Origin of the sequence: Myxococcus guangdongensis (assembly GCF_024198255.1) — a bacterium.
Taxonomy (GTDB): domain Bacteria; phylum Myxococcota; class Myxococcia; order Myxococcales; family Myxococcaceae; genus Myxococcus; species Myxococcus guangdongensis.
In genome coordinates this window covers 34,562-51,067 of sequence record NZ_JAJVKW010000007.1, presented here as the reverse complement: position 1 = coordinate 51,067, position 16,506 = coordinate 34,562, and the positions used below count along the sequence as shown (strand labels likewise).

Below are 16,506 nucleotides of genomic sequence, written 5' to 3'. Positions count from 1 at the left end.
TGCGTCCCGGGCACGAATGCCGCCTCGGAAAGCCCCATGCACTCGCTCGCCAACATCGACGCCTTCGTCCGAGTCGTCGAGGAGGGCGACTTCACCCGCGCCGCGCGCAAGCTCCACCTCACGGCGTCCGCGGTGAGCCGTCGCATCTCCCGGCTGGAAGAGGAGCTCGGCGTGAAGCTCTTCCAGCGCACGACGCGCGCCCTGCGCCTCACCGAGGATGGCCGCGACTTCCATGCACGCTGCCAACGCATCCTCGCGGAGCTGGGTGAAGCGAAGGAGTCCCTGTCCCGCGCCCGCGTCCGCCCCAGCGGCGTGTTGCGTGTGGAGGCGCCACAGGTCATCGGACAGCTGGTGCTCGTCCCCGCCCTGCCCCGCTTCCTCGCTCGCTACCCGGACCTCACGTTGCACCTGACGCTCCGTGATGAAGTCACGGACCCGGTCACCGGAGGCGCGGACGTCCATCTGCGATTGGGGGCGCTGGAGGACTCGACCCTGGTGGCGAGGAAGCTGACCCAGGCTCGACTGCTGGCCTGCGCCTCACCTCGCTACCTGGAGCGCCGTGGCACGCCGACGACGCCCGAGGACCTCGCACGCCACGACTGCCTCGGCTTCATGCGCGACGGCCGGCCCCTTCCCTGGCGCCTGCGGAAAGGCAGCACCGACGTGTCGATGGCGCCTCGCGCGGGCCTCCACATCAACCACGGAGGCGCGCTGCGGGATGCGGCGCTGTTGGGGCTCGGCATCGCCTGGCTCTTCGACTTCATGGTGGCTCGCGACCTGGCCTCCGGCGCGCTCGTCGAGGTGCTGGCGACCCACGCAACCCAGACGCGCGCCATCCACGTCCTCCATCCACCCGACCGAAACCTACCCTCTCGCACCCGAGTGTTCCTCGACTTCGTCGCCACGCTCTTCCCACACACCCGGGACTGAGTCTTCGCCGACTCGGTGTCGGTGGCCGCTCCGAGGCGTCTGTCCATACCACTGTGGGGTGAGGGACAGATTTACAGCCCGGACTTATGTATGGATGAAGGACATGCCGGCACACCCCACGGGGGTGGCCTGATCAGGAGGGGTGGATGTTCAATCCGACGGACTTCAACACTCGTGAGCTCGCGGTCAGGGACAACGCCATCATCGCCCTCGGAAGCGAGCGCTCCGTCCCGAAGGTCCTCGAAGCCAGTCGGAAGTCGATGCTCGAGTTCGTCCAGGCCGACGCCATGGCCCTGTGCCTCATGCGCATCGCGCCCTCGCTCGACTTCCGCTGGCACGTCCCCGGCCACCGCATCCCCATCCTCGAGGAGTATGCCGGCATCGTCGACCACGACTTCCTGCGGGAACCCATCCTCGCCCAGCCCGGGGTCCCCATCTGCGATACGCAACTGCTCTCACGCAGGGACTACGAGCGCACCCTCGTCTATCAACGCAGCCGGGAGCTGGAGCAGCCCCTGGAACACATCATGGCCGTCCTCGTGCCCATCCGCCCGGGCCTCGTCGGCGCCCTCGCGTTCTACCGGCACCAGCGCTCCCCCTTCCCCACCCAGAGCATCACCGCCCTCTCCAGCCTCACCCGACACTTCGCGAACACCCTCGGCAACTGCCAGGACTTCCAGGACATGACCGCCGGCGCGCAGCTCCTGCAAGAGCTCTATCAGCGCAACGACTCGGCCTTCATCATCCTGGAGCCGCCCAGGCGCGAGGTGTTCCGCTCCCAGCACGCCACCTACCTGCTGGAGCGCTGGTTCAAGTCGTCGGAGCTCCACGCCTCCGGGCTCCCAGTGGACTTCAAGGAGAAGTTGGACGCCCTGCGCCGGATGGACGCGGACGAGCGGCTCGGAAAGAACCTCTGGGTCGTCAATCATCGCGATGGCTACCGCACGTGCCGGTTCATCGAGCTGCCCGCCAATGACGGCCCCCGCCAGTGGGCCCTCCTGCTGACGGAGCTCCCCCACTCCATCCCCCTGCCCCTGCACATGCAGCGCGAGCTCACCGCCCGCGAACTCGACATCGCGAAGGGCGTGCTCCGCAACTGGTCCAACGGGCAGATCGCCGATGACCTCCGCATCTCCGACCAGACGGTGAAGACCCACGTGCGCAACCTCTTCGGCAAGCTGGGCGTCGACGACCGCGCGGACTTCCTCTACCAGCTCGCCCTCCTCAGCAAGCCGGTGTGAGGCGCCCCACCGCGAACGGGAGGCGCCTGCGACTCACGAGCGAGGGGCGCTACCTCGACAGGTCACCGCCCTGACGGAAGATGCGCGGGTAGACGCACCGCGCGACACGGGCCGAGAAGAGGATCGCCTCCTGGTCCTCCGGCTCCGTCAGTCCCGCGAAGAGCCGCTCCATCTCCGCCACATGGTCTCCGTCCAGCGCCCCGTGGCTGCGCAGGAACGTCACCGACTTGTGGATGTTGGGGATGGTGGACACCGTCTTCAGTCGCTCGGCCCACACGCCCGCCCGCGTCTGTGACAGGTACTCCAGCACGTACGCGGTCCCCAGCGCCGCCGTGGGCACGCCCGCGCGGGAGGTGAAGAAGTTCCACCCGGTATAGGCCTTCACCGCGGGGCTGCGCACCGCCGACTCCACGGACGCCTCCGAGCACCCCAGGTTCTTCAGGTCCGACAGCAACCACCGGTCGTGGCCCCGCTCCTCCTCGCCCTTCTGGATGAGCAACGCCGCCAGCACCGGGAGCCGGCCCTGCTGCCGCAGGCGCACGCCCGCCTCGGCGAGGATGGGCGTGCTCCAGCGGGCGTAGTGGTACGTCTGGACGAGGAAGTGGATGTAGCCCGCCTTGTCGAGGGTGCCCTCGAGGAGGCGTCGGGCGTCGGGCTGCGCGTCCACCGCCGCCACCAGTCCTCGCGCCTCCGCGTCCAGCGCCGCCAACCAATTCGTTCCCACGGGGTTCTCCGTCGTCTGGGTGTGCACGTACGTCTCCTGTATCCGGTGCCCAGGGGGCTCCCGGTCGCTGCGTGTTGAAGGTGAAGGGAAGCAACCGCTACCGACTAGGCGGCCAGGCTCACGCCGTGCTCCAGCGCGTGGAAGCGCGCCAGGGAGTCCGTCGGAATCTCATCGAGCGCCATGACGAGCGGCAGCGTGAACCACTGGAAATACGCGTCGTAGAGGGGCTCGGCGATGAAGCGCGCGCCCATCGTCCTGGCGAAGAGCGCGGGCGCCCGGGGCAATCGCAGCCCCTCCCACTGTCCTCGCGCCGCGAGGGCCCGCTCCTCGGGCGTGTAGAAGGGGCTGCGAGCCTGCCCCGGGGCCCGGGAAGGCTCGGACACGGAGACGCGCCAGTGAGGGCTCAGCCATCCTCGCCGCGCCGCCACCCACCACGCGAGGCGCGCGTCCTCGGGCGAGTCCGTCTCCAGGTTCGCGGACGCAATCCAGTGCGTCACCCCGCGTCGACGGCTCTCCGCGTACATGCCCGCCTGCAGCCACGTGACGGCCTCCGAGCGCCGCCACTTCGGCAACACACAGAAGCGAGAGGGCTCCGCGACCACCCGGCCCGGCCGGAGCAGCCCCGACAGGTCCACCCGCTGCTCCATCTCGAGCCCCACCTTCCCACCCAGGTTCGCCGCCACCTCCGCGTTGGGCAGCGCCACCCGCATCGTCGCCACCGGCTCGTCGCCGGCATAGACGAGCACGTGCACGGTGGTGTCGAGCGTGTCGACACACGTCACCTCCCGCCGGGACACCGCGGACTGCTCGGACAACAAGCCCAGCTCTCCACCGAAGACCGCCCAGCGGATGCGAGCCACGTCATCGAGTTCCTTCTGGGTGGCGGCGACACGCCAGCGCCAGTTCCAGTGTCTGCACGTCATGGGTACCCCTCCTGGTAGCGGAGAGGGTCGGTGTCTCACCGCCCTCTCACGTCCTTTCGTCACAGGAGACCCGAGTTCGACGCTGGCGGAGCGCTGGCGGCCCCGCACGCTTCCGATGAATGATGGCGCCGCGCCTCACTAGGCGACTCTCCACGACCCACAACCCGAGCTGAAGGAGGAGCACTCAACCCCGTATCCAGAGGTCGATGATGCGTCATGTCTTGTTGGTGGCTGTGTTCCTGGGTCTGTCGTCACTCGGCTGCGGTGGCACGGTAGAGGGCGGCGCGGTCGAGGAGCTCGCGGTGTCGTCCGAGGAGCTCACGGCGTGTTCGGCCACGTGTCCCACGGGCACCGTGAGTTGTCCGGCAGGGACGACCACCTGCTCCGCGACGAACAACGTGGGTGTGACGTGTGATGGGACGACGTATGCGTGTCCGCCGCCCCCGTCCTGTCCTGACTCCCTGCCTCGGTGCTCTGCCTATAGCGGCAGGGCCTGCGGCTCGTTTGGGGTCCAGGTGCAGTGCTGCTTCAGCAGCACCGCGCCCGGGGTGTGCATCTGCGAGCAGACGTCCAGGCTCAGGTGGGAGTGTTTCGGGCAGTAATCACCCGGGTGGCTGACGAGCCGGTGGACTACCAGAACAGCCTGGAGACGGGTCAACGCCCCCCAGGCCCCTGCTGAAGTGAGGGCGGCCGCGTGTCGGGCCGCCCTGGCTTCGTGTGAAAAGGGCGCGGGGACCTTGGGACCCCGCGCCCTTACTCGTTCACTGCGCCGGCAGCTTCGTCACGAACCCGTCGGTGTTTCCGAAGAGCACGTTGCCATTGAAGTTTCCGCTGGTGTACCCGCCCAGGTAGAAGGCCCCACTGGAGGCGCGACTGACGCCGTTGCTATAGACGGGGGCCGGTGCTCCCGCCGCCATCGCCGGGTTCTGCTGGAGGACCCACTGCCGGGTGCCCGCCGTGTCGAACTTCGCGATGTAGTTGTGCGCCACGCTGTACGTGGTGTTGGAGGGGTTGCCCACGTCACCACGGCCTCCACCGCTCACGTAGATTCCCGACGCGTCGATGAAGATCCCGGAGGCAAAGATGCCATTCGTCGCGCTGAACTCCCGGGTCCACTGCCGCGTCCCCGAGGTGTCATACTTGCTGAGGAAGACGTCTCCAGCCGCCGTGGTGTTGGGGTTCCCATCCAGGCCGCCGCCGCTCTGGCCGGTCAGATAGACATTCCCCGCCGCATCCGTCGCCGAGCCATACAGCCACACCGTGTTGCCGCTCGAGCCGAGCTGCCGGGTCCACAGCTTGTTGCCGGCGGAGTCGTACTTCACGACGAAGAAGTCCTGCACGCCCATGAGGGCATTGCCGTCCATTCCACCCTCGGTCCATCCGGAGACGAAGACATTGCCGGCCGCGTCGGTCGCCGCGCGCCGCCCCTGGGTGTTCTTGCCCGCGGCGCCGGTCTGCCGGGTCCACAGCTTGTTGCCCGCCGTGTCGAACTTCGTCACGACCATGTCCCGGTTGCCCACGCGCGTGTTTCCGTCCAGGCCTCCCTCGGCGACCCCCACGAGGAACACGTTGTCGGAAGCGTCGACCGCGACGTCATACCCCTCCGTGGCGAACCCCGCGCCCCCCACCTGTCGCGTCCACTGGCGCACGCCCGTCTTGCTGTACTTCGTCACGAACGCATCCGGCGATCCGATGACAGGCGTGCCGTCCACCGAGCCGGCGGTATAGCCCGCCACGTAGACGTCGTCGGAGACCTGGCCCGTCGCGATGCCGTAGCCCAGGGCGAAGTTCTCCGGAGCGCCAATCGGCTTGGACCAGAGGAGGGTTCCGCCCGCATTGCGGGCCTGGAGGAACGAGTCCAGCAGGCCCACCATCGGCGTGCCGTTGAGGGCGCCCCCCGTGTAGCCCGTGACGTAGGTGTTCCCCGTCGAGTCTCCCGCCAGGTCCATCACCTGGGTGTTGGCCTCCGTGGCTCCGAACGTCTGCGTCCACAGGGTGGAGACGGGGTTGGTCACCCCATCGTTGACGCAGGTGATGAGTTCCAGCGTCCGGAGGGAGACGACGTGGACGCCCGGCGCCGCATCATTGTCGTCCGTCACGTGCAGGCGGTAGCGCACGTAGGTCGCGGGCGAGGACAGCGTGAACTCACGGCGCTCGTAGCCCGCCCAGTTCGTCTGGTTGTTGCGCGTGTCGAGCACCACCCAGGAGGAGCCGTTGAAGCCCTGGAACGTCCAGTCCTTCGGTGCGCGCGCGGTGTGGGCAGCCCCGTTGTGGAACACGAGCGCGTAGCGGTGCAGTGTGGTGGTGGTGACGGGCTGGTAGCCAATCCAGGCGGGAGTCTGCATCACCTCGGAGACCCAGTAGCTGCTGGAGTTGTCGAAGGCCATCCACGCCTCGTAGGCGGCGGAATAGACGCCAGAGCGGACGACGCTCCCACCGGGGGTGGTGGGCCCCGTCATCACCGGGACGATGGTGCCGCAGACAAGTGGCTGGGACGTCGTGCCTGTCTCTTCCGGAGGGCTGACGACATCGGGGGCGTCTGGCCCCTGACAGCCGGGGAGGGATAAGACGAGCAGGGTGCTCGTCATGAGGGTATTTCGGATGATGTTGAAAGGTCTCACGGTTGTCTCTCCTTGAGCGTCGCATGCAAAGGCACACGATGCGCTCGAACCGGACGCCTTCGATTCCGTGAGACTGACGTGAGGTGACGCCTCTCATTACGACGCCAGGCGCTTCGCGACCGCGACGGTGTCCCACGCGTCGGTCATCGCGGTCTGTTGGTCTTTTCTGACCCGCACGGCCTGCACAATGTCTCGACGACGGCATGCCCGCGTCAGCCGTCTCCACTTTCCACGGCTCTCTCCCCGCCCCGCTGCCCGCTGCGGGTCAATAACAGAGATAGTTGTCCGCCCACGCGGACGACTCGGCGGGCTCCGCCCAGGAGATGCAGGTCCGCCCCGGTATCTCTCCCGAATGGGACCACTGGAAGTCGAGCAGCGACGTGCTGGGAACACAGAGGTAGTTGTTGTCCCATCCCGACCCGGAGAGTTCGCTCGGCTCGAAGACGCGCGTGCAACGCTTTCCGCTGCCACCCGGGCCCGTGGAGCTCCAGGTCAACTGGAGGTCGCGGTCCGAGCACAGGTGGTTGTCGTACCAGGTGCCCGAAGGGTCCGAGGGCTCGTCGAGTGCCGTACAGGTCATCGTCGACGGCGCTCCCGCGAACCGGACCTCGAGCGTCAGCGGCTCCTCGCGGTAGCACAGGTAGTTGTCCGTCCACGTGTGAGGATCCTCGGGCTCCAGGAACGCCGTACACGTGAGCCCCGCCTCCGAACGCGCGCCATCGTAGAACCACGACAACACGGCCGGCGACTCCGGGGGCACGCACAGGTAGTTGTCGTTCCACGTCGTCGAAGACGGCTCCGCCGGCTCGCGAATCGGCGTGCAACGCCCGGCCGACGCCGGCGGCGTGGAGGAGTACCAACGCAGGCCGATCTCCTTGTTCGTGCAGACGTAGTTGTCCGACCAGCCGCCCGCGACATCGGCCGTCTCCAGCATCTGCGTACACGTCATCCCCGCGATGGGGCCCGCCGCGCTGAAGCGCACCTTCAACGGCGCGTCGTGGCACAGGTAGTTGTCCCACCAGGAGTAGCTCTCGATGGGCTCCTGGAAGCGCACACAGGCCTTGTTGAACACGGGGCCCGCGGATGACCACGAGAGCCGCAACGGCGAGGCCTCGGGCACACAGAGGTAGTTGTTCCCCCAGCCGTTCGACGACGGCTCGTCGGACTCGTGCACCTGCGTGCAGCGCATCCCCGAGACAGCGCCCACGTTGCTCCACACGAAGCCCTGGTCCTGAGGCGCACACAGATAGTTGTCATCCCAGCCCTGGCTGTCCGAGCCCTCGGTGATGGCCGTGCACACCATGCCCGGGATGGGTCCATGGTCACTGAAGGCGAGCCCCTCGAAGTTCGCCGCCAGCACCGGCCTCGCGTCTCGCAACGAGCGCAGATACACCTCCAACGCCACCAGCTCCCGCTCGTCGAGCGCCAACGGACGCAGCTGCGGGTCCACCGGGCGCAGGCCACCCAGCGCGCCCAGGTGCGCGTGCCCTCCCCGGTTGTAGAAGTCGAGCACGTCGCGCAGGGTCGCCGCCCTCCCGGTGTGGAAGTACGGCCCGGTCTCCGCCACGTTCCAGAGCGTGGGCGTCTTGTAGGCCACGGGCCGCGATCCCCCCGTGTCATCCGTGCCCGTGTCGTGCGCGAGCTCGTCGGAGAAGTTGGGGCCACCGTGGCAGGCGATGCACCGCGCCTTGCCTTGGAACAGCTCCTTCCCCAACCTCACCTGCTCGGCTCGCAACAGGTTGCCCTGGAGGTCGACCACGGGCTTGCCGGCGACGGCCACCGCGTCCGCCAGGGACTCCACCTGGAGCTGCACGAGCAGGAAGGCCGCGAGCGCCTGCTGGAGACGCTCACGACTCACCGGCGCCTCGGCGAAGAGGCCCTCGAACCGGGAGCGCAGCTCAGGTGAGCCATTGATGTACGCCAGCGCCTGCTCGACGCTCGCGCGCGACTGCCCGGGGTCCTCGATGGCCTCCACCACCGCGTCCAACAGACTCGCCGAGCGTCGCGTGGCGCCGTGGTGGGTGGCCAGCGCGCGGTTCACCAACGTGGGCACGTTGAGCAGCGGCTCCGGCCCCGCGCCCATCCCCGTGACGAGCCCATCGGTGAAGAAGCGATCCAATCGATGGCACGTCGCGCAGGCGAGAGGGACCTCGCTTCCCCACCGCTTGCGGACCTCCCCCGGCGCATGGTGGGCCAACCCGGGCGACTGGAAGAGCTGCTGCCCCAGGTCGACCAGCTGGGCGAAGGCCACCTCACGCCCCTGCGTGAGGAAGGCGCTGAAGACACTGGGGATGCGCAGGTCCTCGGCGCGCAGATGGCGCGGGAACCCGTCCGCCTGGAGCTGCAGTCCGCGCGGGTTGGTGATGGAGAAGTAACGCGCGAGCAACGTGCGCGCCTGTGCCGCGGTCAGCAGGTCCGTGCGCCCGGCGTACCTCGCGGCCGCCGCGGCCAGCTCGTCGTCGGGTCGCGGCGCCGCGTGGAAGACCAGCTCGTCGATGAAGAACGCGTCCTCGGCGGGGCACCCCACACAGCCACCGGCACCGGGCCCCACACGCAGGGCCTCGCCCTCCACCACCGTCCCCTGAAAGGTCGCCCCCGCCTCGAACTGTCCCTGCGAGAGCAACGCGCCCCTCTCCCACAGGCTGTAGCGCCGCGTCTTCGGGTCCACACGCAACGCCACGTGGACCCACTTCGACGCCTGCGTCGCGGGCGACTCCGTGAGCGAGGAGGACTGGGAGACCGCTATCGGCCCCAGGGTGTGCGTCCGCGCCGCGCCGGCCACGGAGTACTCGATCGTCGCATAGAGGCTTCCCGCCTGGAGCCACAGTCGCCACAAGCCGTTGTGTCGGGCGACGACGAGGTCCGACGAGGAGACATCAAAGAGCGGCAGGAAGGCCAGCTCCGCGGTGAAGCCGGACGCGGAGAAGTCCTGCCCCGTCAGGCAGCCCTTGTTGCGCGCGCAGAAAGGCGCATCGAAGCCATCCGCCCGCACGGAGACCGCGCCCGTGGCGCCCAGGCTCACGCCCGTCCCGCGAAAGCCGGACAGGTAGCGCTCGTCGGCGCTGACGCCGTAGACCTCGCCGATGAAGCGGACCGCGCCGACGAACTCGCCCACGTACGGGTAGACGTAGGGCATCGCGCCGCCCTGGCTGTCGGCGAAGTGCGCGTTGCCGGAGACATCGGGCGTGCGCCGGAGGGCTCGCGGGACGAGCAGCGAGGAGCTCGGGTCATAGAACAGCTCGTTCATCGGCAGGTGGAGCAGACAGCTGGGATTCACGGCGCACGCGAACGACGCCTCCCAGTAGTGCTTGTTCGTCCACATGCCGCCGTTGTTGGACTCCGGGACCAACCCCAGGGCCGCGTAGGCCGGGCCCGACGCCGTGCGCAGTCCGTCGTCCTGGCTCATGAACTGGAACACCGGCCACCGTCGGTCCAACGGCAGCGCGTGCGCGGCCCCGGTGCGATTCTCCGCCCAGAAGCCGGTCGCCGTGTTCAGCAGCAGCGGCGACAACGCGCGATGGACGGGCTCACTGGGATTGGGGGGCGAGACGGCCCACTCCGGGTTGAAGCGCCGGCTGTTGATGGTGCTGTCCAAGCGCTGGAACATCCAGGCCGTGTGCTGCCCGATGGCGAAGGTGTGCATGCCCGTGGAGCGCTCGAACCCGTTCGGCAGCTCCAACGCGACGGCCGGCTGCACCGACGCGTTGTTCGCCGGGTTGGGACGACAGAAGACATCCGTCCCGTCAGGCGTCACCCAGGTGTAACCGCATCGCAGGTGCGTGGGCAGCCCGCCGTCCAGACGCCGGGTGCCATCCGCCAGGTAGAAGGGATGCGCGGCCAGCGGGTAGACGCGCGCGAACGGCTCCTCCTGGGCCGCGGTACACGAGGGAGCGCCCGACACCAGGTGACGACAGACGTTCTTCAGCCCGTCGACGTCTTGCAGGACGCTCTCGTACAACGCGCCGAGCTCCCGCTGCCGCGTCCAGGTCGCCGGGTTCCAGGGCGTCTCGTTGTAGGCCCACCGGCCGCCCTCGGAGACCAGCAACCGTCCATCCGCGGTGGCGCTCAGCTCCTGTCCCCACGTGTAGAAGCTGGAGGGCGAAGCGCTGCGACTGAGCTGGAACGAAGACAGGTACGTGCCCCACATGATGCCAGGCGTTGGCAGTCTCGCCACACCGCCGGTCGCGGTGTCCGGGCGGCGCGCGTCCACCACGACGACGAGCTCCGCCTGATAGACAGGCACCGCCACCGAGCCATCGCCGTTCACCGACGCGGTGAAGGGCTGGAAGTGCAGGAGCCGATAGCAGTCATACCGGCCACCCAGGGAGACGCTCGCGTCGCGCGTGGCGACCGTCGCGTCGAGACAGTTGGCGGGATGGCCCGTGGGGAAAGGCTTGCCCGAAGGCGAGTAGCGCGGGTCCATCACCAGCGCGCCCTGTCCGGACTGGAACCGGGGCGTCACGGACGCGGAGGCGAGCAACCACGTCGTCCCATCCGAGCGCGACACATCTCCCGACCGCGCCGTGGTCCCGGGCAGCAGCGTGAGCAGGCTCTCCCCCTGCGCCATGCCCGCCGTGAAGCGCGGCACCCCGGAGAGCACGTCGACGGAAGGGTCGCCCAAGGCGATGAAGCGGACCCGCGTCCCTTCGAACACGAGCCCCAACCGGCCATCCGGCGTGAGCAGGTCCGGCGCGAAGGGCTGCGTCACGAGCGCGTTTCGCAGCGCGATGGACGGCAGGCCCTCCGCGGCCGAGCCCGTCAGCGGCAGGGATGAGCGCCCGACCTCCGACGGTGGCGCCACCGTCGAATCGCCCTCCCGACATCCCGCGAGCGAAAGCAACGTGACGAGACAGGCGGCGAGGCGGTGGACGACAACACGAGATGTGGAACCGGGCATTCAGAAAACTCTGGCATACATGGATTGCATGCAACCAGGGGCTCTCGCCGGCGGGCTGATTTTTGGGGCGGGCCGCCCTGGCAATCCCCTCTCCTCTTTCGATTTGTCCCCCTGAGAGGCCCCACTTAGGGTGTTTCGCCCATGAGCCCAGCCCGCCCAGCCCCCGCGCCCAAGTCCAACAAGGCCATTCTCTTCGCCGGCGCCGCCGTGGCGGTCATGGCAGGCGCCATGGGCGCCGGGGTGATGCTGGGCGGGTCACGGGCCGGGGACAGCGAGGAGATCGACGTCGGCGCGCTCCAGGAGATGGCCGGCATCCAGGCCCAGCTGCGCTCCCTGAATGCCTGCGGCATCCAGTACGGCGTTCGAGGAAGGCGGATGAAGTCGGGCTCGCATGAGTACGTTCGGGTCAGCGCCTGTGAGCAGGACCGCTTCGCCGGGGCCCGCATCGATGTCCCCACCGCGCAGCAGGTGCGGCAGGTCACGTTCAACCTGGAGCGAGGCGCGGTCTCCGAACCGTGGAAGATCCGGGTCGACAAGAGCCAGGTCTCCTTCCCGGATCTCCAGCGCACCCTCGAGCAGCTCGCGCCCCTCCTCCGCGAGAAGGCGCCAGAAGCGCTGACGCGCGCCATCGCGGAGCGCGCGTCAGCGGACCGCCATCGCCAGGAGTCCGACGCCGCGGAGCGGGCCCGCCGGGAAGCAGCGAAGGGCTCCTACCCCACGCCATGAGGGGCCCGGGAGCGCCACCCGACATACGGACTTCGAGCACCGGCGGGCCTCACGCGAGTCGCCGAGAAGGAGCAGCGCGCCTTCCTGCTCCCCTCGGTCGTCACGTCAGGGCGCGGTCACAGGGCACGGCCACCACGAGGGCGGCGAGGCCCGGTCATCCCAGGTGCCATCCAAGTAGTCGCGCAGCGTGTACACCACCGTGTTCGCGGCGGTGCAGAAGCGACCCGGGTGGTGATTCACGTACAGCACCTGCTCCTGGCGCGACACGGAATACAGGAACGTGCCGCAGTGCCGCGAGCTGCCCGGAGGAGGCTGCCCCTGGGTCGAGGCGCGCACCATGTCCATGAGGGCCGGGAAGTTGGGCTGCACGCAAGCGAGCTCCTGGAGCGCCTGGAACGACTCCAGACGGATGTCCAGGTCCACCTTGCGCGTCTTCAGGGAGCACTCCTCGGAGTCATCCAAGGTGCGCACCGTCAGCACGGAATACCCCTGGGGGATCTCCGGGCAGCTCGGGAACATCTTGTAGAAGAGGGGGTGGAGCGCCCCCTCGCGGTAGACGATGGAGGAGTGCTCCTGCGCGTCTGGCTGGTAGCCATCCTGGAGTCCGATGACGATGTCAGGACTGGAGTAGGCCTCGGTCGGGACCCGGTCGAACTTCCTGTTGCCGTTGCCGTCCACGTACGCCAACACATCGGCGACCCCCAGCCTGGAGCCCGCCTCCCCCATCAGGGCCACGGGCTCCGGAAGGCGGCGCAGGGGCATGCTGAAGGTGTTGGGGAAGCGGCCATCCACCTGGACCTCCACCCCGGGGTGATAGAACGACGAGTTGGGGCTCAGTCGCTGGCAATTGGCCAGGCCTCCCCGAGCCGTTCCCTGGACGAGGCAATCCACCACGGGCTTGGGCCAGGTGACCCAGTGGAGCACGGCGCGCAGCCGGTCGGAGTGGCCCAGGTCGGATGAGGCGGTGGTCTGCAGCGTGCCATCGAGCGTGAGCAGCGGCTCGTCCTCCGCCTCTTCACCCATGACCCCACCACAACCCGTCAATGCCAGTGCAACCATTCCCCACTTCCAGAAACCACGTCCCAGCGTCGTCATATGGCCTTCCTCCCGGTCCATGGGTGCAATCCCATGTCACGTGACAGGCATCAGCCGGCGGCCACGCACACCTCGCGCTCGCGCCATCCAGTCGATGCGAGCCAGGAGACGCGCGACCCGCGAGGCGTGGGACATGGCTTCATGCGCTACAGCCCCCAGGTGCAACCGAGCATCAGTTGTGGCGCGAGTTGCGTCCTGAGCTTCTCGTCCTCGCGCATCAGCGCGACATGTCCGCCCAGCCGGGCGAACAGGCCCGCGCGGGCGCTCACCGGCACCTCGGCGGAGAGCGCGGCGAAGGTGGCCGCTCCCGCGCCCGTGCGTGTCCGCCGCATGGGGAGGCCCAGCTCACGGCGGCGCTCCGCATCCGGGCTCGTCGCGCGTTGTGCCAGGCCCAGCACGCCGAGGCCCGCGTGGGCGCCCATCCAGACACGTCCCACCGAGCCCGCCAGGCCCAGGCCACTCCACAGCCCCAGCTCCACCTGCTCGAACCGCTGCGCGTCCGTGGCGCCCCGGGTGGCGCCCAGGCTGAGCCCTCCGAGGAAGGACAGCCCCAGCCCTCCGGAGCTCTCGCGCGCGAGCAGCACGCCCACCTGGGGGCCCCATCCTCCCAGTTGCGTCGATGAGCGGGCCGCGCCCAACGCGGCTTGCAGCCGCCAGTTGCTGGCCTCCAACAGCGCGCCCTTGCGTTGGTGCAGGGCCAGCGTGCGCACCTCCAGCGTCTCGGGGTCGAGGCGCTGCTGGTCGCCCCAGGGCAGGTACACCTTGCCGTAGAGCACCTGGGGACCGCGCCGCACCTGGACCCGATAGCGCCCCGCTGGCAGCGCGACGCGCACCGGCGCTTCACCTCGCGGCTCCACTTCCGCCATGACCTGCAGCGTGCGCTCGTCCACGAGCACGACGCTGTCGCCCACCCGGGGAGGAAGCTCGAGCTGCGCGTGGGCCCGCGAGAGCGTGGTCAGGAACAGGTCTCCTTCTCCCGCGAGCTGACTGGACAGCTCCGGGTGCTGCACCGCCGCCGTGGAGGCATGCGAGCCCGCAAGCGTGCGGTGGTACACGTGGCCGTAGGCCTCCGTGAGCGAGACGCGGCCATCTGCGTCCACGTCCGCCGCGCCCCGCAGGCCTGAAATCAGGTGGTGCGTGAAGAATGAACCCCGGAGGCTGTCCGACTCCTGCGCCACCTCATGCGCTCCGGCGGAGGCGATGAACACGCGCCCCTGCGGCCCCACCTGCCGGAGGAAGGAGACATCGAACGCGGGCGCGGACTTGAGGCCCTTGGAGCGGCCTCGTACGAGCGCGCCGCTGTGACAGGCATCCAGCACCGCGACGGTGACGGTGGCGGGGACTTCGGACAGCAGGCGTTGCAGCTCCGCGAGCGGGAGCGCCTCACCGCCCAGGCGCAGCGCCACCTCGTCTCCGTGGCCTGAGTAGAAGAAGAACAGCAGCGTGCGCTCCCCGGCGCGCCGTGCCTCCTCGATGCGCCCTCGCATCCGCGCGAGCCCGAGCTTGAGGTTGGAGATGGATTCTCCGCGCAGCAGGAGGCGACGGTCCTCGGGGACACCGCCGAGCTGACCGAAGACGGCGTCCATGCGCTCGGCATCCTGTTGAGCCCAGCGCAGGGGCTCGTCCGTGTCCCGGCCCAGGTTGTGGCCCACGCTGATGGAGAAGCGGCTCTCCGCGCTCGCGACGGAGGTAACGAACAGGACGAGCAGGATGCCCGGCATCCACGGGGCCCGGACGTTCATGGCAGCTCCTTGGTGAGCACGCGCACCGCGTGGCGGGTGCCGGGGAGCGGCGTGGGCGATGGAGGGAAGTCCACCTCTCGCGCCGAGTCCTCCAGCCAGCGCTGGACGGCCTCGGGCGACGGGGCGTCGCGGACGTCGGAGGCGAGCACCACCACCAGCACCTCCTGTTCGGGGGCGGCATCCAGCTCCAGGCTCCCGGGCAACACCCAACGGCCCGGGCCCATGGACAGCGCGCCGCCGGTGGTCTCGAAGCCCTGGAGCGGCGTGACGCGACCGTGCTCGCTCAGCGCCAGCACGTAGAGCGCGCCGCCGTCCACATCCTCCACCTCCACGCGCACCCGGTCTCCGGGGCGGAGCACCACGCCGGGCCCTTGCTCGAAGACGGCGTCGCCGCGCTTGACGAGCACCCGCGCGGTGAGACCGCCGCGCACGCGAACCTTCTCCACCTCTTCGCGCGTGACGAGCCGAGGCAGCATCACCGCGAGCGCGATGCCGAGCACCAGCAAGGACGGGCTCCAACGCCAGGGTCCGCTCCAGCGGCTCGGACGCGGAGCCTCCAGTCGGGCCCGCATGGGGCCGAAGGGGCGCACGAGGGCGAAGGCGGCCTTCTCGGCCTGACGCTCTCGCAGGTGCGCGGCCAGCGCGGGAGAGGCGCGGGCCGCCTCTTCCACGTGCCGGGCCTCTTCCGCGGTGAGCTCGTCACACAGGTAGCGCTCCAGCAGGAGGTCCGGCACGCCGGGGAAGCGAGGAATGGAGGTGGGGTTCATGCGGGGGCCGTTCCCTTTCGAGGCTCGGTGCGGGGAGCGATCTCCAGGAGTCGCCGCGCGGTGTCGAAGAAGGTCTGCAACTTGCGCTGCACCGTCTTGCGAGAGACGTCGAGCAGCGTGGCGATCTGCTCCTGCTCCAGCTCGTCGATGAAGCGGTGGGCGACGATGCGCTGGACGTCCTCCGGACAGTGCGCGAGCACGCGCCTGACCAGGTCCGCGTCCACCAGCAGTCGCTCCAGCGTGGCCTCGGGGGACGCTTCGGCGTCCGGGAGCGGCGACAGGCGGGCCAGCGCGTGGGTGGCTTCGGTGCGCCGGCGACGCAGCACCGAGAAACACTGTCGGTCCGCCACGGTGAGCAGCCACGACAACGCGGAGCCCGCGGCGCGAAGCTGCTTCAGGTTGGAATGGACGCGAAGGAAGACCTCCTGCGTCGAGTCCCAGGCCAGCGCCTCATCGCCAAGCAGTCGCAGACACCGCCGATGCACGGCTTCGCCATAGCGACGGTAGTAGCCCTCGGTCTGCTCGACCTCGTTCACCGGATCGCCCACGCACGAACCTCGCCCTGGGTCGATTGCCGCCCCCGTCGTCAGTCTCGCCCGGTGCGGGCGCCCACGGGGACACGTCCCGCCTGGCGAGACGCATGACCCTCATTCCGTGGGACATTTCCCCGGACAGCCCTTCGAGGTCGAAACGACCCGAGCAGGTCCGGCGGAGCTCCAACCACACCGAAACCAATGATACCTAGAGGTTACAGCAACAAACTTGCGCCTATTGGCACCATCGGGGCTCGTCCGACGGAGCACCGCCCTACCGCCGTGCTGTCATTTTCGACCGGGGTAT

11 protein-coding genes are annotated in these 16,506 nt (G+C 69.1%); 3 read left to right on the top strand and 8 right to left on the bottom strand.

The window, feature by feature from the left end; genetic code table 11:
- Window positions 1–36 precede the first annotated feature (36 nt).
- Together LXT21_RS22185 and LXT21_RS22180 are read left to right on the top strand one after the other, a co-directional pair.
- Window positions 37–930, top strand: a complete 894-nt coding sequence (locus LXT21_RS22185) for a LysR family transcriptional regulator (RefSeq protein WP_254040171.1) — start codon at window positions 37–39, stop codon at window positions 928–930.
- A gap of 146 nt (window positions 931–1,076) precedes the next feature.
- Complete coding sequence (locus tag LXT21_RS22180) at window positions 1,077–2,171, top strand: helix-turn-helix transcriptional regulator (protein ID WP_254040170.1); 1,095 nt, start codon at window positions 1,077–1,079, stop codon at window positions 2,169–2,171.
- Between the two features lie 49 nt (window positions 2,172–2,220).
- On the opposite strand, the gene LXT21_RS22175 is transcribed toward LXT21_RS22180, so the two are convergent.
- The 4 genes from LXT21_RS22175 to LXT21_RS45415 form a co-directional block, all read right to left on the bottom strand.
- On the bottom strand, window positions 2,221–2,922 hold the full coding sequence (locus LXT21_RS22175) for an iron-containing redox enzyme family protein (protein WP_254040169.1): 702 nt from the start codon (window positions 2,920–2,922) through the stop codon (window positions 2,221–2,223).
- A gap of 77 nt (window positions 2,923–2,999) precedes the next feature.
- The gene (locus LXT21_RS22170; RefSeq protein ID WP_254040168.1) at window positions 3,000–3,818 is read right to left on the bottom strand and encodes an N-acyl amino acid synthase FeeM domain-containing protein; all 819 of its coding nucleotides are present in this window, start codon (window positions 3,816–3,818) and stop codon (window positions 3,000–3,002) included.
- A 761-nt stretch (window positions 3,819–4,579) separates the two neighbouring features.
- Complete coding sequence (locus LXT21_RS45420) at window positions 4,580–6,439, bottom strand: SBBP repeat-containing protein (RefSeq protein ID WP_254040167.1); 1,860 nt, start codon at window positions 6,437–6,439, stop codon at window positions 4,580–4,582.
- 265 nt (window positions 6,440–6,704) lie between these two features.
- Window positions 6,705–11,240 (bottom strand): cytochrome-c peroxidase, encoded by a 4,536-nt coding sequence (locus LXT21_RS45415; protein ID WP_254040166.1) that lies wholly within the window; start codon window positions 11,238–11,240, stop codon window positions 6,705–6,707.
- Between the two features lie 237 nt (window positions 11,241–11,477).
- Between LXT21_RS45415 and LXT21_RS22155 the strand changes: the two genes are divergently transcribed.
- Window positions 11,478–12,062: a hypothetical protein gene (locus tag LXT21_RS22155; RefSeq protein ID WP_254040165.1), complete on the top strand. Its 585-nt coding sequence runs from the start codon at window positions 11,478–11,480 to the stop codon at window positions 12,060–12,062.
- A 105-nt stretch (window positions 12,063–12,167) separates the two neighbouring features.
- On the opposite strand, the gene LXT21_RS22150 is transcribed toward LXT21_RS22155, so the two are convergent.
- From LXT21_RS22150 to LXT21_RS22135, 4 genes are all read right to left on the bottom strand, one after another.
- A complete protein-coding gene (locus LXT21_RS22150; RefSeq protein WP_254040164.1) occupies window positions 12,168–13,121 on the bottom strand; it encodes a hypothetical protein in 954 nt (317 codons plus the stop codon).
- A gap of 182 nt (window positions 13,122–13,303) precedes the next feature.
- The gene (locus LXT21_RS22145) at window positions 13,304–14,899 is read right to left on the bottom strand and encodes a caspase family protein (RefSeq protein ID WP_254040163.1); all 1,596 of its coding nucleotides are present in this window, start codon (window positions 14,897–14,899) and stop codon (window positions 13,304–13,306) included.
- Window positions 14,896–15,666: a hypothetical protein gene (locus LXT21_RS22140; protein WP_254040162.1), complete on the bottom strand. Its 771-nt coding sequence runs from the start codon at window positions 15,664–15,666 to the stop codon at window positions 14,896–14,898. Before LXT21_RS22140 ends, LXT21_RS22145 begins: the two co-directional genes overlap by 4 nt.
- Window positions 15,663–16,214: an RNA polymerase sigma factor gene (locus tag LXT21_RS22135; protein ID WP_254040161.1), complete on the bottom strand. Its 552-nt coding sequence runs from the start codon at window positions 16,212–16,214 to the stop codon at window positions 15,663–15,665. The genes LXT21_RS22140 and LXT21_RS22135 overlap by 4 nt, the downstream gene beginning before the upstream one ends.
- Window positions 16,215–16,506: the final 292 nt, after the last annotated feature.

Excerpts from the sequence above, each read along its gene's own strand:
- LXT21_RS22140 (WP_254040162.1), bottom strand. The coding sequence starts at position 15,666 with ATGAACCCCACCTCCATTCCTCGCTTCCCCGGCGTGCCGGACCTCCTG.
- LXT21_RS22180 (WP_254040170.1), top strand. The coding sequence starts at position 1,077 with ATGTTCAATCCGACGGACTTCAACACTCGTGAGCTCGCGGTCAGGGAC.
- LXT21_RS22150 (WP_254040164.1), bottom strand. The coding sequence starts at position 13,121 with ATGGTTGCACTGGCATTGACGGGTTGTGGTGGGGTCATGGGTGAAGAG.
- LXT21_RS22185 (WP_254040171.1), top strand. The coding sequence starts at position 37 with ATGCACTCGCTCGCCAACATCGACGCCTTCGTCCGAGTCGTCGAGGAG.
- LXT21_RS22145 (WP_254040163.1), bottom strand. The coding sequence starts at position 14,899 with ATGAACGTCCGGGCCCCGTGGATGCCGGGCATCCTGCTCGTCCTGTTC.
- LXT21_RS22155 (WP_254040165.1), top strand. The coding sequence starts at position 11,478 with ATGAGCCCAGCCCGCCCAGCCCCCGCGCCCAAGTCCAACAAGGCCATT.
- LXT21_RS22170 (WP_254040168.1), bottom strand. The coding sequence starts at position 3,818 with ATGACGTGCAGACACTGGAACTGGCGCTGGCGTGTCGCCGCCACCCAG.